Source organism: Planctomonas deserti, from assembly GCF_003067705.1.
GTDB classification, from domain to species: domain Bacteria; phylum Actinomycetota; class Actinomycetes; order Actinomycetales; family Microbacteriaceae; genus Planctomonas; species Planctomonas deserti.
Genome location: NZ_QANL01000001.1, coordinates 1,079,215 through 1,102,838, shown reverse-complemented (window position 1 = coordinate 1,102,838; position 23,624 = coordinate 1,079,215). Strand labels below are relative to the sequence as shown.

The window sequence follows — 23,624 nt, the reverse complement described above, 5'->3', positions numbered from 1 at the left end:
GTGAACAATCAACAGCTCCTTGGCATGACAACGAACACCGCTGCCCCCAGAATCACCGTCATCGGCACGGGATACCTCGGCGCGACGCACGCCATCTGCATGGCGATCCTCGGCTTCGAGGTCCTCGGAGTGGACGTCGACGAGAACAAGATCGAACTGCTCCGCTCCGGCCGGGTGCCGTTCTACGAGCCCGGGCTGCCCGAGAAGCTCGAGGAGGCGTTGGCGTCCGGCCGACTGCGCTTCACCACAAGCTTCGATGAGGCCGCGGCGTTCGGTGACGTGCACTTCATCTGCGTGGGTACCCCGCAGGCTCAGGGCTCCGCGGGCGCGGACCTCACCTACGTCGACGCCGCGTTCACCGCCCTCGCCACGCGGATCACGCGCAAGGCGCTGCTCGTCGGCAAGTCGACCGTGCCCACCGGCACGGCCGCCCGCCTGGAGTCCCTCGTGCACGACCTCTCGCCCCTGGGCAAGGAGCTCGAACTGGCGTGGAACCCGGAGTTCCTCCGCGAGGGCTTCGCGGTGGAGGACACGCTGCACCCCGACCGCCTCGTCTTCGGGGTCAGCTCGGCGTGGGCCGAGAGCCAGCTGCGCCGGGCGTTCGCCCCGATCCTCGACGCCGGCACGCCGGTGATCGTCTCCGACCTGGCGACCTCGGAGCTCGTGAAGGTCGCGGCAAACTCGTTCCTCGCGACGAAGATCTCGTTCATCAACGCGATGGCCGAGGTGTGCGAGGCGACCGGCGCCGACGTGAGCCTGCTCGCGCAGGCGCTCAGCCTCGACGACCGCATCGGCGGCCGCTTCCTCAAGCCGGGGCTGGGCTTCGGCGGCGGCTGCCTGCCGAAGGACATCCGGGCGTTCAAGTTCCGCGCGGAGCAGCTGGGCGTGGGCCAGGCGGTGAGCTTCCTCGGCGAGGTCGACTCCATCAACATCCGCCGCAGGGTGCGGACGGTCGACCTGATCCGCGAGCTCGCCGGCGGGAGCCTCAAGGGGGCCCGCGTGGCCGCGCTGGGCGCCGCGTTCAAGCCGAACTCGGATGACGTCCGTGACGCGCCCGCGCTCGACGTCGCGCGGATGCTGTACCTCGAGGGCGCCGTCGTGTCCGTCTACGACCCCGAGGCCAACAGCAACGCACACCGTCTCTACCCCGACCTCAACTACGTCGACTCCCTCGAGGAGGCCGTGGACGGGGCCGACGTCGTCGCGCTGCTGACCGAGTGGGACGAGTTCCGCTCCGCCGATCCGGATGCCCTCGGCGCCCGTGTCGCGCACCGCCGCGTCGTCGACGGGCGTCACGCGCTGAACGCCGACGACTACCGGGCGAAGGGCTGGGAGTACCGGGCGCTCGGTCGTCCGGCCCAGTCGACCACCGCCCTCCTACCCACGAGCGAGCGGGACGAGATCCTTACGCACAGCGCGTAAGGCAGGGACTACCGTGGCCGGCTCCCCGTGGGTGGGGAGCCGGCCACGGTGGCGCACTGCCGGAATCGCCCGACGGGAGGGTGAGGTTCCGGCCGTGCAGTGCGCTGCCGGGTTCATCCATTGGGTCGGATGGACCCGGCAGTTGCGGTTTGCGGGCGACGGGAGCCCGACGCACCGATTATCCCCCCGCGTCCGACGGATGGCTCAGGAGATCGGCGGCGCTACCCTTGGCCCATCAGCACCGGTGAGGGAACGCGCACGGGCGCCGCTTGGACGAGCGGCGGTGAGGCATGCCGCGATCCCGGCGCCGCAGCTTCGGACGCGACCGCGCAGCTCGACGTGGTGCGGGTCGCCACCTCAGTCGCACTGGCCGCCGCGCTGGAGCGCGCCCGCCCGGGGCAGTGCATCCAGCTCGCCGACGGCCTCTACCTCGGGCGGTTCGCATCCGCGGCGTCGGGCACGAGGCGCGAGCCGATCACCCTGTCGGGGACGCGGAACGCCGTGCTCAGCACCGGAACGATCGAGTCGGGATACGGGCTCCACCTCACCGGCAGTCATTGGATCGTGCGCGGCATCTCAGTGACCGAGTCCGCCAAGGGGATCGTGCTGGACGGATCGACGCACACCGTCATTCGCGGCGTGGACGTGGGCAACATCGGAGCCGAGGGCGTGCACTTCCGTGCCGGCAGCAGTGACGGCGTGATCGAGGACTCGGCGATCCACGACACGGGGCTTCACCGGCCCGGGTTCGGCGAAGGCGTCTACATCGGGAGCGCGAGGGGCAACTGGCAGTCCGTCACCGGCTCCGCCGCGGTGCCCGACCGCTCCGACCGGGTGATCGTGCGGAACAACCGCATCTCGAACACGAGTGCCGAGGGTGTTGACGCGAAGGAGGGCACCACCGGCGGATCGATCACCGGCAACGTCTTCCTCAACGCGGGCCACCCCGGTGTGAACTTCGCGGACTCGTGGGTCGACATCAAGGGCAACGGCTATGTCGTGTCGGGCAACTCCGGTTCGTCGACGCGGCGCGACGCCTTCCAGGTGCACGGCGTCCTCCCCGGCTGGGGCCTCGACAACGTCTTCTCGGAGAACGTCGTGGAGGGCGGCGTGCCCGGGTACGAGGTCTGGGTGCAGTCGAACTCGCTCGGCACCGTCATCGCCCCCGGTCGCAGCGGAGCGGCGTGCGGCATGTCGAACGTTCGCGGCGCAGGATGACGTGCGAAGCGGAGGACGTCCCCGTGTGGTCCGCCGGCGGACCGAATCGCTCGTGGGCCGGGCGTAGTGTGCTGGCATGAGCATCGAGGTGAAGCACGAGCCGGACCGCAGCCGGTACGCCCTGTACGTGGACGGAGACGACGCCGGTGAGGTGAACTACCGCCTTCAGGACGGGGCCGTCGCGATGCTCCGCGTCGTGGTCGACCCGCACCGCCGCGGCGAGGGGCTTGGCAGCCAGCTCGTGCAGGGCGCCCTCGACGACGTGCGCACCAACGGATCCGGTCTCGTCATCGCCGCCTGCCCCTTCGTCGCGACCTTCTTCGAGGAGCACCCCGAGTACCGCGACATGGAAGCCTGACCCGCTCCCTCGGGGGCGCGTTTCGTCCCTTCAACGAGTCAGAGACCGTATCGCTGCGACCGGGCGGATGGCCCCGGTCGCTGAGCCTGTCGAAGCGACGCAGGGTGGGTCGCGTCCCTTCGACAAGCTCAGGGACCGTAGGGGACTCAGGGACCGTACGGGGCTCAGGGGCCCTAGCGCGACGACGCGGAACGCCCCGTCCCCCGCTCGGGAGCGGGTGGCGGGGCGTTCTCGTGGTGCCGGTTACGCCAGGGAGAGGGCCGACCAGGACACCGGGGGAAGGGTCACGGTCAGCGTGCCCTCCTCGAGCGTCGCGCCCTCGAGCTGCTTGAGCCCGACCCGCTCCTGGTCGTCGATCGTGTTCTTCGCGTACACGTCCTCATCGTGGAGCGTGACGGCCTCCTGGATGCTCGAAGCGCCGAGGTCGCCGACGTGGATCGTGACCTCGATCGACTCGGTGAGGCTGCGGTTCACGAGGAACACGGCTGACGCGCCGGACTCGGAGTCGGCCGTGGCGACGGCGTCGACGAGCGGGGCGGCGCCGAACTTCGCGGTCTCGTAGGTGCCCACATCGATGCGGGGGCGCAGGACGTCGCCCTGCGCGAGGCGAGACGTCACCGAGAACGGGAAGAACGTGGTCTGGCGCCAGGCGGCTCCGCCGGGCTCGGTCATGATCGGCGCGATCACGTTCACGAGCTGGGCCAGCGACGCCGAGGCGACGCGGTCGTGGTTCTTCAGCAGCGTGATCATCAGGTTGCCGAGCACGACGGCATCCGCGACCGAGTACACGTCCTCGAGCTGGCGGGGGGCGATGCGCCACTCGTCGTTGACCTCGTCGGAGGCCTGGTGCTCGTCGAGGTACCAGATGTTCCACTCGTCGAACGAGATCTTGATGGTCTTCGAGCTGCGGAGCTTGTTCTTCACGTGGTCCGCGGTCGAGACGACCGTCTCGATGAAGTACTGCATGTCGAGCGAGGATGCGAGGAAGGTGCCGAGGTCACCACCGCGCTCCTGGTAGTAGGCGTGCGCGGAGATGTAGTCGACGTGCTCGTACGACTTCTCGAGCACCGTGCGCTCCCAGTCGCCGAAGGTCGGCATGGCCGAGCCGGACGACCCGCAGGCCACGAGCTCGAGATCCTTGTCGGCGGCCTTCATGGCCTGGGCGGTGCGGGCGGCGAGGGTGCCGTAGTCCTCCGCGGTGCGGTAGCCGGTCTGCCAGGGGCCGTCCATCTCGTTGCCGAGGCACCACATGCGGATGTTGTGCGGCTCGGGAGAGCCGTTGGCGATGCGCTGGTCGCTGAGCGCCGTGCCGGAGGGGTGGTTCGAGTACTCGAGCAGGTCGAGGGCGGCCTCGATGCCGCGGGTGCCGAGGTTCACGGCCATCATGAGCTCGGAGCCGGTCAGCTTGCACCAGCGAGCGAACTCGTCGACGCCGACCTGATTCGTCTCGAGCGAGTGCCAGGCGAGGTCGCGGCGCACGGGGCGCTGGTCGCGCGGGCCGACGCTGTCCTCCCACTTGAAGCCGGAGACGAAGTTTCCGCCGGGGTAGCGGATGGTCGTGGAGCCGAGCTCCTTGACCAGGTCCACAACGTCGAGGCGGAAGCCGTCCTCATTGGCGGTGGGGTGGCCGGGCTCGTAGATGCCGTCGTAGACGCAGCGGCCGAGGTGCTCGACGAACGAGCCGAAGATGCGGCGGTTGATCGGGGCGACGACGGCGTTGCGGTCGACGGTGATGGATGCGGTGGTGGTCACGAAGAGGCTCATCCTGTTCTGTACAACGTTGTAAACGGTGGTACTCATCGTGCGGGAGGATCGGGCGCAGGTCAAGTCATGGACCGCACTTTCGCAACCCGGGAAATGTCAGGACGCCGTGGACTCCCGCTCGATGAGCCGGAAGTCCGCGAGGTACTCCCGGGGGCCGGCCCCGTCGTTCCCGGGCGCTCCCCGTCGGCCCTCGATGCGCTCGGCCAGCACGCGCACGGCCGTGGCCGCGATCTCGTCCCGGCCCGGATCCACGGTCGTCAGCGTCGGCAGCGAGTACTGCGTCTCGTCGAGGCCGTCGAAACCGATGACCGCGACGTCGCCGGGGATCCGCACGCCGGCCTCCTGCAGGGCCCGCAGCGCGCCGAGCGCGAGGGTGTCGTTGAGGCCGAAGACCGCGTCGAACGGGGTGCCTGCGGCCAGCAGGTCCCTCATTGCCCGCGCCCCGTCATGCCGGTGCCACTCCCGCGCCGGCAGGATGAGGCGCTCGTCGAAGGGGACGCCGGCCTCGGCGAGCGCCTCACGGTAGCCGCGCAGCCGCAGCGTCGCGGATCCCATGTCCTCGCCCTCGTGGCCGCCGATCACGGCGATCCGTCGCCGGCCGCGCTCGAGGAGGTGACGGGTGGCCGCGCGCGCCGCATCCACGTTCCGCATCGTCACGTGGTCGGTGGGGCCGCCGAAGATCCGCTCGCCCAGCAGCACCAGCGGATACGGCACGTCGAGCAGCTCCCGGTCCGCCATGCCCATGCCCAGCGGGCTGAAGATGAGCCCGTCGGTGAGTTGCAGGCGCGGGCTGGAGAGCATCTCGATCTCCCGCTCGCGGTCGCCGCCGCCGGTCTGCTCGATGAGCACCACGAGCGAGCGCTTCTCGGCCGCGCGGATGACGGAGTCGGCGAGCTCGGCGAAGTAGCTGAGGCTCAGCTCGGGCAGCGCGAGGCCGATCACACCCGTGCGCCCGCTGCGGAGCCCGCGGGCGGTGATGTTGGGCCGGTAGCCGAGCTCCTTGATCGCCGCGAGCACCCGCTCCCGGGTGTCGGGGCGCACGTGCTTGTAGTCGTGCACGACGTTGGACACCGTCTTGATCGACACGTTCGCGAGGGCCGCGACGTCGTGCAGAGTCGCGGGCATCGCCACCTCCCGGGGTAATCGCGTCGGCATTCGTATGTCTGCTGCCACAGAACTTACAACGTTGCACTACCCGCACTACCCGCGGACGCACTCGTCCCCGCCCACGCTCATCCCGTGAGGTGCCCAATTCGGTCCCCGAAACGCTCGGAAAGGGACCGATCCGGGCACCTCACGGGCGGTGTGCTCCGGGATCTGCGGGATTTCCGGGATCAGGGGTCGAGGGGCGGGGAGCCCGCGTGCCGGGCGCGCACGGATGCGCCGCTCACCACGTCCGCGAGCGCCTCGGTGGAGGACGTGCGCGGCCGCCAGCCGAGCTCGGTGCGGGCCCGGTGGATGTCCATGACCGGGCAGTAGCCGGCGAGGTCGACCCAGCCCGGGTCGGACGCCTGCAGGCGCAGCTTCCAGGTGACCAGGAGCAGGAGGCGCAGCACGCGGAGGCGCATCGGTACGACGCGCTTCGCGCCCAGCACGTCGGCGACCAGCCGCGGCGTGAGCACGGGCTCCGCGGCGATGTTGAACGCGCCGCCCGCGCGACGCACCACCGCGCGGCAGAAGGCGTCGGCGAGGTCGTCCGCGTGTACGGCCTGGAAGATGAACTCCGGCGGCACCGGCAGCACGGGCGGGCGGACCACGCCCAGCCACCGCGTCGGGATGTGGCGGCCGAGGAACAGGTGCGTCTGCTCGGTGGCAGTGTCGTGCTGGAACACGAGGCCGGGCCGCATCCGGGTCACGATGACGGGCGGGTTGCGGTGCTCGAAGGAGTCGAGGGCGCGCTCGTTCATGGCCTTGTGCCTGCTGTAGTGCGACGTGTGGATGCCGCCCGTCGGCCACGACTCGTCGACCCGCCGGGACTTCGGCGCCGAGCTGTAGGCGCCGATGGAGGACGCGGTGAGCACGTGCGGGACGCCCGACCGGGCGACGGCGGCGAGCACCGCGGCCGTGCCACTGACGTTCACGCGCCACAGCGCGCGCTCGTCGTGGTTGGGCTGCAGGGCCCAGGCCAGGTGGATGACCGCATCCGCGCCCAGGAACACCTCGGCGAGGTCCTTCACCGCGGTCTCCCCCGCCACGTCGACGGAGTGCCACTCGACACCGGCGTACGGGGCGACCGAGTCGTCCGGGAGGCGTCGCGCGATGCCGACGACGGAGGTCACCGCCGTCTCCGCGTGCAGCCGGCGGAGGACCGCCGTGCCGATGTTCCCCGTTGCTCCCACGACGACGACGCGCATGCGTCCCTCCTTCTTCCAGTGGGCCGTCAGCCTACGCGCGGCTCCCGTGCGCCAGGCGGGAGCGGCACCATTACCGCTGTGCAGGGGTGCTGGGTCCGGGCGCGAACTGCGTCAGCCCCGCAGCCGGTCGTAGGGATAGTGGTCGCGCACGAGGCGGGAGTACGCCCTCCCGTGCGAGCCGTCCGCCGGCTCCAGCAGCTCGAGCACGACCTCCGGCGGCACCCCGGAGTAGCGGTACTTCGCGCCGGACACGAACCAGACCGTGAGCTGCGACGTCCCCTGGTCGTAGCTCACCGCCTCGAGCACGGAGGACTCGAGCGGGATGCGGAGCTGCTTCGCTGCCACGGCGGGTGCCGGATCAGGGGACGCGGGCGATCCACTCCGGCGTCGAGAACTTCTCGGCGACGAGGCGCTCGCTCTTCTCGAGCTCGTCCGGCGTGATCTCGTCCGGGGTCGCGCCGTAGAGGTCGGTGAACGTGCCCTTCATGCGCTCGATGATCTCGGCGCGGGAGAGGCCGGTCTGGCTGCGCAGCGGGTCGACGCGCTTGGCCGCGCTCGTGATGCCCTTGTCGCTGATCTTCTCGCGGCCGATGCGCAGCACCTGCACCATCTTGTCGCCGTCCATGTCGTAGCTGAGCGTCGCGTGGTGCATGACGGCACCGTTGCCCAGCCGCTTCTGCGCGGCCCCGCCGATCTTGCCCTTGGCGCTCGTGATGTCGTTCAGCGGCTGGTAGAACGCATCGATACCGAGGCTGCGCAGGGCGAGGATCACCCACTCGTCGAGGTAGGCGTAGGAGTCGGCGAAGGTCATGCCCTGCACGAGGTCGAGCGGCGCGTAGATCGAGTAGCTGATGACGGATCCCTTCTCCATCAGCATCGCGCCACCCCCGCTGATGCGGCGCACGACGTCGAAGCCGTACTTCGCGGCGCCCTCGGGGTCGACCTCGTTCTTCAGCGACTGGAAACTGCCGATCACGACCGCGGACTCGTCCCACTCCCAGATGCGCAGGGTCGGCGCGCGGCGGCCTGCGCCGACCTCCTCGGCCAGCACCTCGTCGAGGGCGAGCTGCTGCACGGGCGGGTACGCCCGGTCGTGGATGAGCTGCCAGTCGTAGTCGCGCCAGGCCGTGGCCCGGGCGAGCGAGCGACGAACGGCCACGCCGACGGCATCCGCGCTGAAGCCGAGCAGCACGGCGCCCTGCGGCAGCGCGGCGATTACGGCCGCGCTGATGGTCTTGGCGTCGGCGTTCGCGGGGAGCCCGTTCACGGCCGCGTCGATGAGTGGCAGCGCCTCGTCCGGCTCGAGGAAGAAGTCGCCCGCGAGGCGGAAGTTCGCGATCCGGTCGTCCACGACGTCCAGGTCGACGACGACCAGCTTGCCGCCCGGCACCTTGTACTCACCATGCATGCAGCGAGCCTAACCCCGCCCCCTGTGCCGCCCGGATGCGTCACGCTCCGGTTGCGCTCCGGTCCTCCCGTGCCGCTGAGGTGCCCGATTCGGACGCGAATACGGCGAAAAAGGGACCGATTTCGGCACCTCACGGCGAGAGCGGGCGGTGCGCGGCGGGGGCTAGGGGGCGGGTGGGACGTGCGTGTCCAGCCAGGTGATGAGGTCCTCCACCACCTCGAGGCGGTTCGTCTCGTTGAAGACCTCGTGCCGGGCCTCGGGATACACGCGGACGCTCACGTCCGTCAGCCCGGAGCGCCTGCGGTAGATCGCAGCCAGCCAGTTCACGCTCCGCTCGCCGCCGAGCGAGTCCTCGCCGCCGATCTGGATGAGCAGCGGCAGCCGATTCGGCAGCCGGCGCGCGGGCAACCCGTAGAGGCGCAAGCCCTGCGGAAGTCCGAAGACCCTGAACGCATCAGCGGGGAAGGTCAGCGGGTCGTCGCGGAAGGCCTCCTGCACGGCGATGTCGCGGCTCAGCCACTCCCGGCCCGTGGACCCGAGGTGCTTGTGGAGTCGATTCAGGTCCCCCCCGTTCACGAGGCCGGGCAGGCGCGTCGCGGTGCCGGTGAGCACGACCCCGGCGTAGTCCTGCGACCAGCGGTTCAGCAGGATCTGCGCGACCAGCGAGCCGAAGCTGTGCCCGAGGAGCACGATGGGCAGCTCGGGGTGGCGCTCGCGCAGGATGCCGGTGAGCTGGTGCGCGCCGTCGAGGATGGCGGGGAGGCCGCCGGGGCCGAGCCGCCCCAGCTTCGCGGCGTCGCCGCCGTGCTGATCAAGGCCCGTCTGCCCGTGCCCCCGGTGATCGTTCGCGTAAACGCTGTAACCGGCGGCGACGAGTTCCCCCGCGAGCACGGTGTAGCGGCGCGCGTGCTCGCCGAGCCCGTGGGCGATCTGCACGACGCCCCGGGGCGCGTCCGCCTCCCACTCGTAGTACGTGACGGCGACGCCGAATGCGTCCGTGAACTGCGGCATGGCTGCATTCTGTCACCGCGATCGTCCGCCCCGCGCCGCCGGCGCGATCCCCCTCCCGAGGTTGCCACTCCCGTGAGGTGCCCGCTTCGGATGCCCTCCGCCCGAATCCGGGACCGAAGTGGGCACCTCACCGGAATGTCTCTCCAGTGAGGTGCCCGATCGGATGCGCTCGGGCCGGATTCGGGACCGAAGTGGGCACCTCACCGGAGGGTATGCGGGGCTCGCGGGGTGCAGGGCGGGCGGGTCAGGCGAAGGAGCGGGGCGAGAGGGTGTTCTGCAGCACGAGGGCCGCGCCGCCCACCGCGGCGGCCTCCGCGACCTGGCCCGAGAGCCGCACCTGCACATCGTGCAGGTCGCCCGCGAAGAACCGCGCGTCCAGCTTGCGCTTCAGCACGCGCACGTAGAGGGATCCGGCGGTGGCGAACGACGGCCCCGCGAGCACGACCGAGTCGAGGTCGAGGATGTTGGCCGCGGACACGACGGCCCCGGCTAGCGCCTCCGCCGACTCCGCGATGAGGGCGAGGGCCTCCGCGTTGCCGCGGGTGGCGGCGAGGGCCACCAGGGCGAAGTCGCGGTAGGGATTCGCGTCGGCGGTGAGCTCGATGCCGGTCAGGACGCCGGACGTGATCGCGGCCCGCGCGCGTGCGGCGACCGCGGCGGGCGCGGCGACGTCCTCGACCGTGACCCACTCGTCCTCGGACGCGGATCCGGATGCGGATGCGGATGCGGATACGGATACGGATGCGGATCCCGACCCTGACGCGGAGCCGGAGCGGTGCAGCGCCTGGCCGAGCTCGCCGGTGTTGCCGCTCGCGCCGCGGAACACCGTCCCGCCGAGCACGATGCCCGCGCCGATGCCGGCACCCATGTAGACCGTCATGTGCGCCTTGGAGTCGGCGAGCGCGCCGCCCCAGAACTCCGCCACCGCGGCGGCCGTCGCGTCGTTGTCGAGCAGCACGGGCAGCCCGGTCGCCTGGGCGAGCCGGCTGCGCAGGGGGAACTGCTGCCAGGCCGTCATGGTGGGCGGCGCGAAGATCGTGCCGGACACCAGGTCGAGGGGGCCGGGTGCCACGATGCCGAGCCCGACGACCCGATCGCGACGGACGCCCACGTTGTCGAGCAGTTCGGCGATGCGGTCCGCGATCTGGGTGACCACGTGCTCGGGGTCGTCGGTCGGGCCGTGCGTGCGGGTGCGGCCGATGATGGCGCCGCCCAGGTTCGTGACGACGTAGGTGATCTCGTCCGCCCCGAGCTGCACCCCGACGGCGAACCGCGCGGCGGGGTCGATGTCGAGCAGCGTCGGCCGCTTCCCGCCCGTGGACTCGCCGTGCCCGGTCTCGATCACGAGGCCGTCCTCGATGAGCTCGCGGACCACGTACGACATCGTCGCCTGGGTCAGACCGGTGGATGCCGCAAGCACGACCCTGCTGATGGGACCGCGCGAGCGGATCAGGTCGAAGACCAGGCCGCGGCTCGTGGCGACGGCCAGCGACGAGCGCGATCGGGCGGGCGCTTCACCGCGATGCGTGGTGGAGATGGCGTTCACCTCGAGACGACCGTCCAAGCAACGGGTGGGGATCTCGTCGCTGCGCCGCGGCATTCGCGGTCGCACAGCAATTCCTATCACCCCGCGGGCGCCGTCCGGTTCCCTGGGTGGCGTCGAGGTGAGTGGCGCGCCGCGGCCGATGGGCGGATGGGTACGCGCCGGCGGTAGAGGCGCGTCCCTTCGACAGGCTCAGGGACCGTGTCACGGCTGCGTCCCTTCGACAGGCTCAGGGACCGTGTGGCGGGCGCGTCCCTTCGACGGGCTCAGGGACCGTGCGAGGCTCCGGGACCGCGGGGAGAACCGCCGCCGCCCCGTGCAGGTGGAGACGGGTGGTGGATACTGCAGGGATGAGCATCCACGAGCGCACGGGGCGGCCGACGTCGGTCGGCCTGGTGCTCCGCCGGTCGCCGCGGACCCTGGGCATCGACCCCTTCTATTCCGAGATCATCGCCGGCATGGAGGGCGTGCTCGGCGAGCAGGGCTACTCGGTGCTGCTGCAGGTGGTGCCCGATCGCGACGCGGAGCTGGAGACGTACGATCGCTGGGCGAAGCTCGGCACCGTCGCCGGCGTGCTGCTCGGCGACCTCATCGACCACGACGTGCGGGCCGACCGCATCCGCTCGCTAGGCCTCGCCGCCGTCGTGCTGGGCGAGCCCGCCTCGAGCGAGCCTGTGACGTCGGTGCGGGTCGACAACTACGGCGCGATGCTGGATGCCGTTCGCGCGCTCACCAGCCTCGGCCACCGCCGCATCGGCCGGGTGTCGGGGCCGCTCGGCCTCCTGCACTCGAAGTCGCGCTCGAGCGCCTTCGACTCCGCCGTGAGCGAGGCCGGGGCCGAGGGCACGACGGTCGAGGGCGACTACACCGAGGCCAGCGGCGCGGACGGCACGCGTGCGCTGCTCGCGGCCGAGACCCCGCCCACGGCGATCGTCTACGACAACGACATGATGGCGGTCGGCGGCCTCTCGGTCGCCCACGAGCTCGGCATCCCCGTCCCCGACCGGCTGTCGTTGCTCGCCTGGGACGACTCCACCTTCTGCCGCCTCGCCTCGCCTCCGCTGTCGGCCATGAGCCACGACGTGCACGAGCTCGGCGAGCTCGCCGGTGCCGCCCTGCTCGCGCTGCTCGAGGGCAAGGAAGCGCCGAGCCGGGAGGCGCCACTGCCGCACTTCATCCCGCGCGGCACAACGGCACCTCCCCCGAGCAGAGGCGACTGAACCCCAACCGCCGCACCTCATCCCGCGCGGCACAACGGCACCCCCGCCTAGACCAGGGGCGACGGCGCCTCCCGCCTCGGCGCCGCCGGGTCAGACCGCCGTCACGTGCAGCACGACCGCCTGGGCCGGCCAGAGCGGCGGCAGCTGCAGGCCCACGGTGCCGAGCACGGATCCGGGCAGGGTCACCTCGCCGCGGGACAGCCACTCGGGGTGGTGCCAGCCGTACTGGGTGTCGCCGATCTCCTTCCGCACCCGGACGCGGTAGGTGCGGTCGGGGTCGAGCCCGTGCAGGCGCGCCCGCTCTGGCAGCGAGTCCTCGAGCGTGACGATGCTCGCGATCACGTACACGGCCTCCGCGGCATCCTCGGCCACGAAGCCGTGCAGCCGGAGTCCCGGGTCGCGCACGTCGCCGTGCACGACCGTGCCGCCGTGCAGCACGTGGCGCACCTCCTTGTAGAGGGCGGCGAAGCGCGCGATGGTCTCGAGCTCCTCCTCACTGCACTCGGCGATGTTCCACTCGAAGCCCGATGAGCCGACGAGGCTCGTGGCCATGCGGTAGCTCAGGTCGGTGAACCGGCCCGAGCTGTGCGCGGGCGAGGGGCCGACGTGCGCGCCGACGAGCTCCGGCGGCAGCAGCAGCTCCGTCCAGCGCTGGATGTCCTGCCGCTCCACCGGGTCGTTCGAGTCGCTCGCCCACACGCGGTCGGTGATCTGCAGGATGCCGAGGTCGGTGCGCGCGCCGCCGCTGGAGCACGACTCGATCTCCAGCCCGGGGTGGCGCGCCTTCAGCTCCGCGATCAGGCGATACGCGGCGAGCGTCTGCTCGTGCACGCCGTAGTTGCCGTCGTGGATCGCCTCCACGAGGTCGCGGTTGTGGTCCCACTTGATGAAGTCGATGCCGAGCCGCGTGACGAGCTCGTCCATCTGCCCGAACACGTGCGCGTAGGCGTCGGGGTTGGCGAGGTCGAGCACGAACTGGGTGCGCCAGGACAGCTCGGCCGGGTGCTCGATGTGCGCGGGATTGTGCAGCAGCCAGTCGGGATGCGCCCGCGCGACGTCGGAGTCCAGGTTCACCATCTCCGGCTCGAACCACAGGCCGAACTCCATGCCGCGCTCGTGCACGCGCTCGGCGAGCGGCTCGAGCCCGTCCGGCCACACGGCCGGGTCGACGACCCAGTCGCCGAGTCCCTTCGTGTCATCGCGCCTCGCCATGAACCACCCGTCGTCGAGCACGAACCGCTCGATGCCGACGCCGGCGGCCGTGTCCGCGAGGCTCAGCAGGAACTCCGGGTTGTGGTCGAAGTACACCGCCTCCCACGTGTTCAGCACGAGGGGGCGCGGGGACTTCGGGTGCTGCGGCCGCGCGCGCAGGTAGCGGTGGAACCGGGCGCTGATGCCGTCCAGGCCGCCGTCGCTCCAGGCGAAGTAGCAGACCGGCGTCTCGTACGACTGGCCGGCCGCGAGAGTGATCTCGCCGGGACGCAGCATCTCACCGGCCCCGAGCACCGCGACGGACTCGGTCATCCGGTCGGTGCGGTACGTCACGTCCGCACTCCACCCGAGGTGCACGGCCCAGACCTCGCCGGAGCGGTCACGCGGTGCATCGATCGAGGCGAGCAGCACGTGCGGCGCGTCGTGGCCGCTGCGCCCGCGGCGGGTCTGCCGCACGTGCGCGCCCCGCGGCATGGGACCGGTGTGCGGCGCCTTCTCGCGGGTCCAGCGTCCGGAGAACTCGGTGAGGTGGTCCACCGCCTTGGGTGCGGGCAGCGTCGCCTCGATCCACTCGACCGCGACGGCGTCCGTTCCCGTGTTGGTCAGCTCGTGCCGCACGGTGACGACGCCGCCGTCGAGGATCGCGATCGTCGCGGTGAGCGCGAGGGACTCCGCGGCGTCGGCGGCACGCACCGTGAGGGTCGCGCCGTCGGCGGCGAACTCCTCCACGCTCCAGCGCGGGAAGACCGGCCGGCCCTGGCGGGCGAAGAGCGCACCGGGGCGCCCCGCCCAGCCGTCCGCCTCCTGCGGAAGGATCGTCAGCTGCCACGCGGCGTCGAGCGTGCCCGGGGCGGTCTGCCTGCTGATGGCGACCGCCAGCTCGGAGCATGCCGAGGGGTCGAGGGCGCCGAGGTCGGCGCCCCAGTGCAGCACGCGAGGCAGTCCCGCGGCCGGGCGCTCCACGACGAGGGACGTGCCCTCGCGGCGCAGCACCGCGTACTCGGAGGCGGCGGAGTCGGGAGTGGAATCGGTCATGGGTCTCCTTGTCGGTGCGGGGCAGTGCGTCTCGGTGCGTGGCGATGGGTGATGGTGATTGCCTGAGGCGTCCCGGTGGATCGTCCCGGCGAACGGCATTCGGACCCGGCATCCGGCCCCGGCGACCGGGCTCGGCGATCGGGCTTGGCGCCGGGGACCCCGTGCGCTGCCGCGTCAGGCGGTGATGGGTAGGTCGCGCACGGGGTGGGGCTCGGTGTAGCGCAGCGACTGCCCGTCCGGCCGGCGAAGGTCGCGCGGGGTCAGCTCGCTGCGCAGCACGAGCACCGCCCCACCGATGGCGGCGGCGTCCGCGCCGCTCTTCGAGAGCAACACTTGCACGGGATGCACGTCGCGCGCGAACCCCGTGCGGTCGAGCTGGGTCTGCATCGCCTCGGCGTAGATGGAGCCGGCGGACGCGAAGCTCTGCCCCGCGAGCACCACGGCGTCGAGGTCGAAGAGGCTGGCGAGGCCGATGGCCGCGTGCGCCACGTATCGGGCGGACGCGTGCAGCAGTCGCAGCGGCTCCGGGTCCCCCGCCATCGCCGCGCGGGCGATGCGGGTGAAGTTCACCAGGGTGTCCGTGTCACCGTGGGTGAGGCCGAGGCGGCGGCTGAGGCCGGGCACCCGCTCGGCGCCCGCGATCACGGCCTCCGGTCCGGCGTAGTGCTCGAGGCAGCCGCGATTGCCGCACTCGCAGGTCTCGCCGTCGATGTCGAGGGAGACGTGGCCGATCTCGACGCTGTTCGAGGTGCCGCCGCGGTACACGCCGCCCCTGCTCACGACGCCACCGCCGATGCCGCTGGCCATGTAGATGCAGCCGTACGTGCTGGCAGGCTCGACCCCGCCGATCCAGAACTCGCCGATCGCGGCGGCCGTCGCGTCATTGTCGAGCAGAACGGGCAGCCCGGTGATGGCCTCCAACTCGTCCAGAAGCGGGTAGCCGTGCCAGGCTCCCATGGGGTTCCCGGTAAGCAGGCGACCCGAGGTGAGGTCCTGCGGACCCTGGCTGACGAGGCCGATGCCGAGCACGAGGCTCCGCTGCACGTCCGCGGTGGCCATGAGTCCGTCGAGGTGGTCCGCGACCGCGATGAGGGTCTCGCGGGGCGAGCGGAGGCCGGCACCGCCCATGGCCGTGCGGGCGACCAGCTGACCGGCCAGGTCGATGATGACGATGGTGCAGCTGCACCGGTCGAGCTGCACCCCGACCGTGAAGCGGGCCCGGGCTCGGAGCCGCAGGAGCGTCCTCGGCTTGCCGCCCGTGGACTCCGCCCTGCCCGCCTCCTCGATGAGGCCGTCGTCCAGCAGCTCGCGCACGACGTTGGTGATCGTGGCCCCGGTGAGACCCGACGCCTCGACCAGCTCGACCCTGCTGATCGTGCGCGCGGCACGGATGAGGTCGAGCACGATGCCGTGCGTTCGTGGCCGGGCTAGGGCAGTTGCAGTCGCCATCGACCACTCCTTCGCGGTTGGCTGGGAGGCACTGCCTCCTTTGTTGACTTACTTAATTTAGTTCGCTAAGAATGTAAAACACCAGCCGCACCGAGACTGGACACAGATCGCTCGCCCACATCGCTGTGGCGACGCAGGAAGGATCAACGATGTTCCGCAACGTTTCCGCTAGGCGGAAGGGAGCAGCCTTCGTCGCCACGGCGGCGGCCGCAGTGCTCCTCATGACCGGGTGCAGCGCATCCGGCTCCGGCAGCAGTGGGGGCTCGGGCTCCGGCAGCGCGTCCGACACCCTCGTCGCCTACACCGGCCAGGCCGGCGACTACCAGATCAACTTCAACCCGTACTCGCCCTCCACCATCGGCGGCCCGGGCGAAATCTTCGAGCCGCTGTTCTACTACAACCAGCTCCAGAGCGGGGACCCCAAGCCCCTGCTCGGCACCGAGTTCTCCTGGAACGAGGACGGCACCGTCCTGTCCGTCACCCTGCGTGACGGCGTCAAGTGGAGCGACGGCGAGGACTTCACGGCGGACGACGTGGCCTTCAGCCTCAACCTCCTCAAGGAGAACCCGGCGATCAACGCGATCGGCTTCGACGGTGAGGTTGCCGTCGTCGACCCGACGCACGTCACCATCACCTTCCCGGCTCCCGCGTTCGTGAACGGCCCCAGCATCCTCGGCCGCACGTGGATCGTGCCCGAGCACCTGTGGAAGGACATCGACCCCGCGACCGACGTCGTCGCGGAGCCCGTCGGCACCGGCCCGTTCGTGCTCGGCGAGTTCAAGGCCCAGGCCTTCCGCTACGACGCCAACCCCACCTACTGGGACGGCGAGCCCGAGCTCAAGCACGTGCGTTACGTCGCCCTCTCCGGCAACCAGGCCGGCGCGGACGCCCTCGCCGCGGGCAGCATCGACTGGCAGACCGGCCCCGTGCCGGACATGGCCAACGTCGAGAAGAACTACCCCGGCTACAAGGCCGTCACGGTGCACATGAACCAGGTCGCCCTGTTCACCTGCTCCAACGCGGAGCTCGGCTGCGAGGGACCGCAGACCGACCCCGCCGTTCGCCAGGCCCTCTACTACGCGATGGACCGCGACCAGATCAACTCGCTGGCGTTCCAGGACACGGCCGCCGAGGTCTCCCCCGGCTTCGCCCTGCCCGAGCGTGACGAGGCCATCCTCTCCGACAGCCTGCCGGAGAAGACCGCCCCGATGAGCGCCGACGTCGACAAGGCGACCCAGATCCTCGAGGCCGCCGGCTACGCCAAGGGCTCGGACGGCATCTACGCGAAGGACGGCGTGCGCCTCGCCATGAGCGTGCGCGTCGTGACCGGCTGGACCGACTACATCACGGCCGTCGACCTCCTCGCCCAGCAGGCCAAGGCCGTGGGCATCGAGATCACCGCTCTGCAGTCCTCGTGGAACGAGTGGACCGAGGTCCGCGGACTCGGTGAGTACCAGCTGCTCATCGACTCCGTCACCCAGGGCCCCGCTGCGGACCCGTACTACATGTACAACGAGTTCTTCAGCACTGCGAACACCGGCCCCGTCGGTCAGAGCGTGAACCCCGGCTTCGCCCGCTTCAGCGACCCCGAGGTCGACGCGGCGCTCGCCGCGCTGCGCACGTCCAACCCGACCGACGTCGAGTCGCGCAAGCCGCACTACGACCTCATCCAGCAGAAGATCGCGGCGAACCTGCCGTACATCCCCGTGCTGACCGGTGGAACCACCAGCGAGTACAACGCCGCCAAGTTCTCCGGCTGGCCCACGGAGGAGGACCTCTACGCGGTCCCCGCCGTCTGGTCCCGCCCGGACAGCTCGCAGGTGTTCGCCTCGCTCACCCCGACCGGCAAGTAGTCGGCCGCCCCGCCGAGGAGAGTCCGCAAGTGATTGGTGACATGAAGTGAGCTATTTCGTTCGGAAGCTTGGCTTCTACCTGGTTGCCCTCTGGGCCGCTCTGACGCTGAACTTCCTGATTCCGCGTCTGATGCCCGGCAACCCGGTGGACGTCCTGCTCGCGAAGCTTCAGCAGCGTGGCGGCATCGTCGACGCCGCCACGCGCCGGTCCTACGAACTCCTCCTCGGCGGCGGCACCGACGACCCGCTGTGGGTGCAGTACGGGAACTACCTGGTCAACCTCGCCAAGGGCGACCTCGGCATCGCGGTCAGCGTGTTCCCGACCCCCGTCAGCGAGGTGATCGGCCAGGCCCTGCCCTGGACGATCGCGCTCGTCGGCATCGCGACGATCCTGTCGTTCATCCTCGGCGTCGGCCTCGGCGCCATTGTGGGCTGGAAGCCCGGCACGTGGCTCGACAGCCTCGTGCCGGCCACCACCCTCCTCGCGGCCGTGCCGTACTTCTGGCTGGCCCTCATCCTCGTGCTGATCATCTCGTCGACGCTCCACCTGCTCCCGGGCATGGGCGGATACGACGTCGTGCTCAGCCCCGGCTGGAACACCGAGTTCATCCTTTCGGCGATCGAGTACGGCACGCTGCCCGCGCTCACGATCGTGCTGTCGTCCATCGGCGGCTGGCTGCTCGGGATGCGCAACATGATGGTCTCGACCCTGTCGGAGGACTACATCCTCACGGCGCAGGCGAAGGGCCTCAAGAACTCGCGGATCCTCGGCGGCTACGCAGCGCGCAACGCGGCCCTGCCCTCCATCGCCGGATTCGCGATCTCCCTCGGCTTCGTGGTCAGCGGCTCGATCATCACCGAGCAGGTGTTCTCCTACCCCGGCATCGGCTCCAAGCTGCTGCAGGCCGTGCAGAACAGCGACTACGCGCTCATGCAGGGCATCTTCCTCGTCATCACCCTCGCGGTGCTCGGCGCCAACCTCCTGGTCGACCTGCTCTACGGCATCATCGACCCCCGCACCCGGGCCCGCAGCTAGGCGAAGGCGGAAAGACACATGACCAACCTCACTCCCACCACGGAACCGTCCGTCGCCGACGCCGACGAGGCCCTCGCCGCGACCGCCCGCGAGGAGGGCAGGAAGCCCCGTGCCGGCTGGCGCGCGATGCTGCCCAGCATGACGCCGTCCCTCGTGATCGGCTTCGGCATCGTCGCCGCGATCGTGCTCTTCGGCCTCCTCGGCCCGCTGTTCGTGCAGGACCCCACGACCGTGCGCAACTCCGGGCTCCAGCCGCCCGGCGGCGGACACCTGCTGGGCACGACACAGACGGGCCAGGACGTGCTCGCCCAGCTCGCCTTCGCGACACGCGGCTCGCTCGAGATCGGCCTCATCGTCGGTGTGCTCGCGACGCTGCTCTCCGCGTTCTTCGGCGTCCTCGGCGCCTACCTCGGCGGGTTCGCCGACGAGGCGTTCTCCCTTTTCTCCAACGTCATGCTCGTGATCCCCGGCCTGCCGCTGGTCATCGTGATCTCCGGTTTCGTGCCGCAGGAGCAGCGCGGGCTGTGGACCATCGCGGTCGTGCTCGCCATCACCGGCTGGGCCGCGTCCGCCCGCGTGCTCCGCGCCCAGACCCTGTCGCTGCGCAACCGTGACTATGTGGCCGCGTCGCGCGTTGCCGGCGAGCGCTCCTGGCGGGTCATCGCCGTGGAGATCCTGCCCAACCTGCTCCCCGTCATCGCCTCGCAGTTCGTGTTCGCGGTGATCTTCGCGATCCTGAGCGAGGCCGGCCTCGCCTTCCTCGGCCTCGGCGCATCCAACTCGTCGACGCTCGGCACCATGCTCTTCTACGCGCAGAACGGCTTCGCCCTGCAGCTGAAGGCGTGGTGGTGGTTCGTGCCGCCGGGTCTCATCATCGCCCTGCTCGGCTGCGGCCTCTCGCTCATCAACTTCAGCATCGACGAGATCATCAACCCCAAGCTCCGCAACGTGCGTGCCCACGCCAAGCGCATGCGCATCGCCAGGAAGGCTGCAGCCCGATGACCGCACTGACAGAGCGCGCCGTGCGCCCGGTGCTCACGGTCGAGGACCTGAGCGTCGTCTACGACGTCGCCAACCCCGTCACCGCCGTCAAGAACGTGAGCCTGACCCTCGCCCCCGGCGAGATCCTCGGCCTCGCCGGCGAGTCCGGCTGCGGCAAGACCACGCTCGCCTACGCCATCAACCGCCTGCACAAGCCGCCGGCGCGCATCGCCTCCGGGTCCGTCACCTTCTCGGACGCGGACGGCAGCGACATCGACCTGCTCGCCCTCTCCGACGAGAAGCTGCGGGCGTTCCGCTGGTCGAAGCTCTCGATGGTGTTCCAGGGCGCCATGAACGCGCTCAACCCGGTCATCTCCATCGCCGCCCAGCTCGACGACGTGCTCCGCACCCACCGGCCGGGCATGTCGAAGGCCGAGCGCCGCGCCCGCAGCCAGGATGTGCTGCAGCGGGTCGGGGTCGACCCCAAGCGCCTGAACAGCTTCCCGCACGAGCTCTCCGGAGGCATGCGCCAGCGCGTCATGATCGCCATGGCGCTGATCCTCGAGCCGCAGGTCATGATCATGGACGAGCCGACGACGGCCCTCGACGTGGTGGTGCAGCGCGACATCCTGCGTGAGATCATCCGCCTCCGCGACGAGCTCAACTTCGCCGTGATCTTCATCACGCACGACCTGCCGCTGCTCCTCGAGATCAGCGACCGCATCGCGATCATGCTGCGGGGCGAGATCGTGGAGCTGAACAGCGGGGAGCAGATCTACCGCAACCCGCAGCACCCTTACACGCAGAAGCTGCTGGGCTCCTTCCCCAGCCTCACCGGGGACCGCGGCGACTTCATCCGCACCGGCGACCACGCCCTGACGGGAGACAACCGATGACGAGCGTCGAGGTCAAGAACCTGACCAAGGAGTTCCACATCCGCAACGGCATGAAGCGCTCGACGCTCACCGCCGTCGACCGCGTGTCGTTCGACCTGCTGCCCGGCCGCACCGTCGCGCTCGTCGGTGAGTCCGGATCGGGCAAGTCCACCATCGCGCGGATGCTCGCCCGGCTCGAGAAGCCGACCTCGGGCTCCATCGATGTGACTCTAGACGACCGCACGCCAGTGCACGGCTCCGTCTACCGCCGCCACGTGCAGATGGTCTTCCAGGACCCGTTCGCGTCGCTGAACCCGTTCCACAGCATCGAGCACCACGTGGCGCGGCCGTTGAAGATCCACCGCCGCACCCGCGGGGCCGCGGAGACGCACGAGCGCGTCGTGCACATGCTCGAGCGCGTGAACCTCTCCCCCGCCGAGGACATCGCCGCCCGCCGGCCGCACGAGCTCTCCGGCGGCCAGCGCCAGCGCGTCGCGATCGCCCGTGCGCTCGCCCCGGGCGCTCAGGTGCTCATCGCCGACGAGCCCGTCTCGATGCTCGACGTGTCGATCCGCCTCGGCGTACTCAACCTGATGGCACGCCTGCAGCGCGAGGACAACCTCGCCGTGCTGTACATCACCCACGACCTGGCCACCGCCCGCCACTTCTCCGACGAGATCCTCGTGCTCTACCGCGGGCGCGTCGTGGAGCGCGGCCCGGCCGACTCCGTGATCCTCAACCCGCAGCACGACTACACGAAGCTGCTCGCCGCGTCCGCGCCGGACCCGGAGCGCATGGGCAAGCTGGTCCGCGCGGCGGGCGCGCCCGACCGCAGCGGCATCGACAACTCGGTGAGCTTCAACCACTACACGGGCGAGTGGACCTCCCTGGACAAGCGGCCCGTCCCGGTGTCCTGAAGCGACTCCCTCGACAACGGGCGGCGCCCGGAACGGTTCGCCCGTTCCGGGCACCGCCTTTTCCTACGAGGACACCCGCGATTCCCGTTCTGTGATTCCCGTTCCGTGATTCCCGTTCCGTGATTCCCGTTCTCAATTAGATAGACGTATTGCAATCCGTTTATGGGTATGGTTTCGTGGGACCCACGACCACCCCGATCTTCGGACGAGAGGAACACAAATGACCGACACCGATGTGCACGCGGAGCACACCACCGACGAGCACCAGCACGGCGCGGACTGCGGCCACCAGAGCGTGGAGCACGGCGACCACGTGGACTACATGCACGGCGAGCACATGCACGCCGAGCACGAGGACCACTACGACGAGCACTGATACGACGAGCACTGAGCCGACGCGCTGAGCTCGACGCGAGGGGCCTCACCTGTAGGTGGGGCCCCTTCTGTCTGCCCGCGGCACCCTGGTGGCGTCAGTGCGTGCGCTGCCAGCGATCGATGACGACCCCCAGCAAGCACCGGCGGGGATCAGAACCGGAGCACTATGAGGGACACGGCCGCACCCGACGGCGCCGAGAGAGGACCTCCGATGAAGAAGACGCGCATTGTCGCCACCATCTACTTCGCACTCGCCGTCGGAGGGTTGGTCGCGACCTGGTACTTCAATCTCTCCTACCGGGGCAGCAACTACGTCGGGGACTGGTTCGCGAATCCCGCAAGCTCGTCCGCGGCCGCGGACATCATCACCGTGCTCTTCGTCACGCTCCTCCTGTACTTCACGGAGGGTCGCCGCATAGGGCTGCCGTGGTGGTTCCTTCTCCTGCTCGTGCCTCTCTCGATCTTGGTTGCCGTCGCATTCGCGTTCCCGCTCTTCCTCGGGGTGCGGGAACTCAAGCTCGGGAGCAAGCCGTCTCCCACCGGGCGTTCCGACGCCTGACCCCGGGACGGTGCGCACGGGAGCGCGAGAACCGGGGCATGCGCGGCGGCGCCGCTCCTCGTATTCGTGGCCGCTAATGTGTTGCCATGGCTGACGACGAGGGGCTGGAGGCGGCCGCCGACCTGTTCAAGGCGCTGTCGTCCGCGTCGCGACTGCGGCTGCTGCGCCTGCTCGCGGACGGCGCGTCGTCCGTGTCGGCCCTTGTCGTCTCGTCGGGGCTGTCGCAGCCGCTCGTGTCCCAGCACCTGCGGGTGCTCCGGGGCGTCGGCCTCGTGCAGGTGGAGCGCACGGGCCGCGAGGCGATTTACTCGGTCGCCGACCGCCACGTATCCCACATCGTGGCGGACGCGATCGAGCACTCGCGCGAGCCCGTCCAGAGGTGAGCCCGCCGGTCCGATGAGCCCGCCGATTCGGTGAGCCGCTCGCCGTCGCCCTCAGGCATCCTCGTTGAGCCGCTGGAACATCACGTGATCCTGCCAGCGCCCGGCGATCTTCAGGTAGCCGCGAGCCAGGCCGTAGCGCTCGAAGCCGGCCCTGGTGAGGACGCGTTGCGACGCACCGTTGGCCGGCAGCGTCTCCGCCTGCACCCGGTGCAGTCCGAGGTCCCTGAAGGCGTGCGCGACGGCGGAGCTCACCGCTTCGGTCGCGAGGCCGCGACCGGTCCTGTCCTCGCTCAGCCAGTAGCCCATGCTGCAGGACTGAAACGCACCGCGGACGATGCCGCTGAGCGTGAGCCGGCCGGCGACGGACCCGTCGTCATCCAGGATCACGAACGGCACCGTCTTCCCGCGGGCGTGGCGGGCGAGAACCACCCCGATGTCCGCGCGCTGCCCGGCGGCGCTGAAGTAGTCCTCCCCGCGGATCGGCTCCCAGGGGGCCAGGTACTCCCTGTTCCGCTGCTGCAGCTCGGCGAGGGCGTCACCGTCGTGAGGGACGACGAGTCGGATGCGGGGCATGGCCTCAGCCTGGCAGACGGCGGGTGACCCGCCCGCCAGCCACCGCGCTCACCGTTGTCACCGTCACGGTGGCGTTCG

General features: G+C 70.4%; 22 protein-coding genes. 12 read left to right on the top strand and 10 right to left on the bottom strand.

What is annotated here, in order from left to right; genetic code table 11:
• The first annotated feature begins 24 nt into the window (after positions 1 to 24).
• From DAI20_RS05035 to DAI20_RS05025, 3 genes are all read left to right on the top strand, one after another.
• Positions 25 to 1,422 (top strand): UDP-glucose dehydrogenase family protein, encoded by a 1,398-nt coding sequence (locus tag DAI20_RS05035; RefSeq protein ID WP_108249412.1) that lies wholly within the window; start codon positions 25 to 27, stop codon positions 1,420 to 1,422.
• Positions 1,423 to 1,761: 339 nt separating this feature from the next.
• Positions 1,762 to 2,640 carry a right-handed parallel beta-helix repeat-containing protein gene (locus tag DAI20_RS05030; RefSeq protein ID WP_159084919.1) on the top strand — a complete coding sequence of 293 codons (879 nt, stop codon included), beginning with the start codon at positions 1,762 to 1,764 and terminating at the stop codon, positions 2,638 to 2,640.
• Positions 2,641 to 2,716: 76 nt separating this feature from the next.
• Positions 2,717 to 2,998, top strand: a complete 282-nt coding sequence (locus tag DAI20_RS05025) for a GNAT family N-acetyltransferase (protein WP_108249410.1) — start codon at positions 2,717 to 2,719, stop codon at positions 2,996 to 2,998.
• A gap of 243 nt (positions 2,999 to 3,241) precedes the next feature.
• On the opposite strand, the gene arfA is transcribed toward DAI20_RS05025, so the two are convergent.
• From arfA to DAI20_RS04990, 7 genes are all read right to left on the bottom strand, one after another.
• Positions 3,242 to 4,762, bottom strand: coding sequence for an arabinosylfuranosidase ArfA (gene arfA / locus DAI20_RS05020; RefSeq protein ID WP_108249409.1), 1,521 nt, complete (start codon positions 4,760 to 4,762; stop codon positions 3,242 to 3,244).
• A gap of 96 nt (positions 4,763 to 4,858) precedes the next feature.
• Positions 4,859 to 5,887 carry a LacI family DNA-binding transcriptional regulator gene (locus DAI20_RS05015; protein ID WP_108249755.1) on the bottom strand — a complete coding sequence of 343 codons (1,029 nt, stop codon included), beginning with the start codon at positions 5,885 to 5,887 and terminating at the stop codon, positions 4,859 to 4,861.
• A 209-nt stretch (positions 5,888 to 6,096) separates the two neighbouring features.
• Entirely contained in the window at positions 6,097 to 7,116 is a 1,020-nt protein-coding gene (locus DAI20_RS05010) for an NAD-dependent epimerase/dehydratase family protein (protein ID WP_108249408.1), read from the bottom strand.
• Positions 7,117 to 7,227: 111 nt separating this feature from the next.
• A complete protein-coding gene (locus DAI20_RS05005) occupies positions 7,228 to 7,461 on the bottom strand; it encodes a KTSC domain-containing protein (RefSeq protein ID WP_108249407.1) in 234 nt (77 codons plus the stop codon).
• A 13-nt stretch (positions 7,462 to 7,474) separates the two neighbouring features.
• Positions 7,475 to 8,524, bottom strand: coding sequence for a lipoate-protein ligase LplAB (gene lplAB, locus DAI20_RS05000; RefSeq protein ID WP_108249406.1), 1,050 nt, complete (start codon positions 8,522 to 8,524; stop codon positions 7,475 to 7,477).
• Positions 8,525 to 8,686: 162 nt separating this feature from the next.
• Entirely contained in the window at positions 8,687 to 9,535 is an 849-nt protein-coding gene (locus DAI20_RS04995) for an alpha/beta fold hydrolase (protein ID WP_108249405.1), read from the bottom strand.
• A 244-nt stretch (positions 9,536 to 9,779) separates the two neighbouring features.
• Positions 9,780 to 11,147, bottom strand: coding sequence for an ROK family protein (locus tag DAI20_RS04990; RefSeq protein ID WP_240605877.1), 1,368 nt, complete (start codon positions 11,145 to 11,147; stop codon positions 9,780 to 9,782).
• A 281-nt stretch (positions 11,148 to 11,428) separates the two neighbouring features.
• Between DAI20_RS04990 and DAI20_RS04985 the strand changes: the two genes are divergently transcribed.
• Positions 11,429 to 12,298 carry a LacI family DNA-binding transcriptional regulator gene (locus DAI20_RS04985; protein ID WP_108249403.1) on the top strand — a complete coding sequence of 290 codons (870 nt, stop codon included), beginning with the start codon at positions 11,429 to 11,431 and terminating at the stop codon, positions 12,296 to 12,298.
• A 90-nt stretch (positions 12,299 to 12,388) separates the two neighbouring features.
• On the opposite strand, the gene DAI20_RS04980 is transcribed toward DAI20_RS04985, so the two are convergent.
• Together DAI20_RS04980 and DAI20_RS04975 are read right to left on the bottom strand one after the other, a co-directional pair.
• A complete protein-coding gene (locus tag DAI20_RS04980; protein WP_108249402.1) occupies positions 12,389 to 14,545 on the bottom strand; it encodes an alpha-galactosidase in 2,157 nt (718 codons plus the stop codon).
• Between the two features lie 174 nt (positions 14,546 to 14,719).
• A complete protein-coding gene (locus tag DAI20_RS04975) occupies positions 14,720 to 15,994 on the bottom strand; it encodes an ROK family transcriptional regulator (RefSeq protein WP_108249401.1) in 1,275 nt (424 codons plus the stop codon).
• Between the two features lie 149 nt (positions 15,995 to 16,143).
• On the opposite strand from DAI20_RS04975, the gene DAI20_RS04970 reads away from it, so the two are divergent.
• The 8 genes from DAI20_RS04970 (at position 16,144) to DAI20_RS04935 (ending at position 22,973) form a co-directional block, all read left to right on the top strand.
• Entirely contained in the window at positions 16,144 to 17,847 is a 1,704-nt protein-coding gene (locus tag DAI20_RS04970; protein ID WP_108249400.1) for an ABC transporter substrate-binding protein, read from the top strand.
• A gap of 46 nt (positions 17,848 to 17,893) precedes the next feature.
• A complete protein-coding gene (locus tag DAI20_RS04965; RefSeq protein ID WP_108249399.1) occupies positions 17,894 to 18,883 on the top strand; it encodes an ABC transporter permease in 990 nt (329 codons plus the stop codon).
• An 18-nt stretch (positions 18,884 to 18,901) separates the two neighbouring features.
• Positions 18,902 to 19,885: an ABC transporter permease gene (locus DAI20_RS04960; RefSeq protein ID WP_108249398.1), complete on the top strand. Its 984-nt coding sequence runs from the start codon at positions 18,902 to 18,904 to the stop codon at positions 19,883 to 19,885.
• Complete coding sequence (locus DAI20_RS04955; protein WP_108249397.1) at positions 19,882 to 20,760, top strand: ABC transporter ATP-binding protein; 879 nt, start codon at positions 19,882 to 19,884, stop codon at positions 20,758 to 20,760. Before DAI20_RS04960 ends, DAI20_RS04955 begins: the two co-directional genes overlap by 4 nt.
• Positions 20,757 to 21,656 carry an ABC transporter ATP-binding protein gene (locus DAI20_RS04950; protein ID WP_108249396.1) on the top strand — a complete coding sequence of 300 codons (900 nt, stop codon included), beginning with the start codon at positions 20,757 to 20,759 and terminating at the stop codon, positions 21,654 to 21,656. Before DAI20_RS04955 ends, DAI20_RS04950 begins: the two co-directional genes overlap by 4 nt.
• Before the next feature lie 220 nt (positions 21,657 to 21,876).
• Positions 21,877 to 22,032: a zinc transporter permease gene (locus DAI20_RS04945; protein WP_108249395.1), complete on the top strand. Its 156-nt coding sequence runs from the start codon at positions 21,877 to 21,879 to the stop codon at positions 22,030 to 22,032.
• Between the two features lie 210 nt (positions 22,033 to 22,242).
• Positions 22,243 to 22,590, top strand: a complete 348-nt coding sequence (locus tag DAI20_RS04940; RefSeq protein ID WP_159084918.1) for a DUF2834 domain-containing protein — start codon at positions 22,243 to 22,245, stop codon at positions 22,588 to 22,590.
• Between the two features lie 86 nt (positions 22,591 to 22,676).
• On the top strand, positions 22,677 to 22,973 hold the full coding sequence (locus DAI20_RS04935; protein WP_108249393.1) for an ArsR/SmtB family transcription factor: 297 nt from the start codon (positions 22,677 to 22,679) through the stop codon (positions 22,971 to 22,973).
• A 51-nt stretch (positions 22,974 to 23,024) separates the two neighbouring features.
• On the opposite strand, the gene DAI20_RS04930 is transcribed toward DAI20_RS04935, so the two are convergent.
• Positions 23,025 to 23,546, bottom strand: coding sequence for a GNAT family N-acetyltransferase (locus tag DAI20_RS04930; protein ID WP_108249392.1), 522 nt, complete (start codon positions 23,544 to 23,546; stop codon positions 23,025 to 23,027).
• Between the last annotated feature and the right edge of the window lie 78 nt (positions 23,547 to 23,624).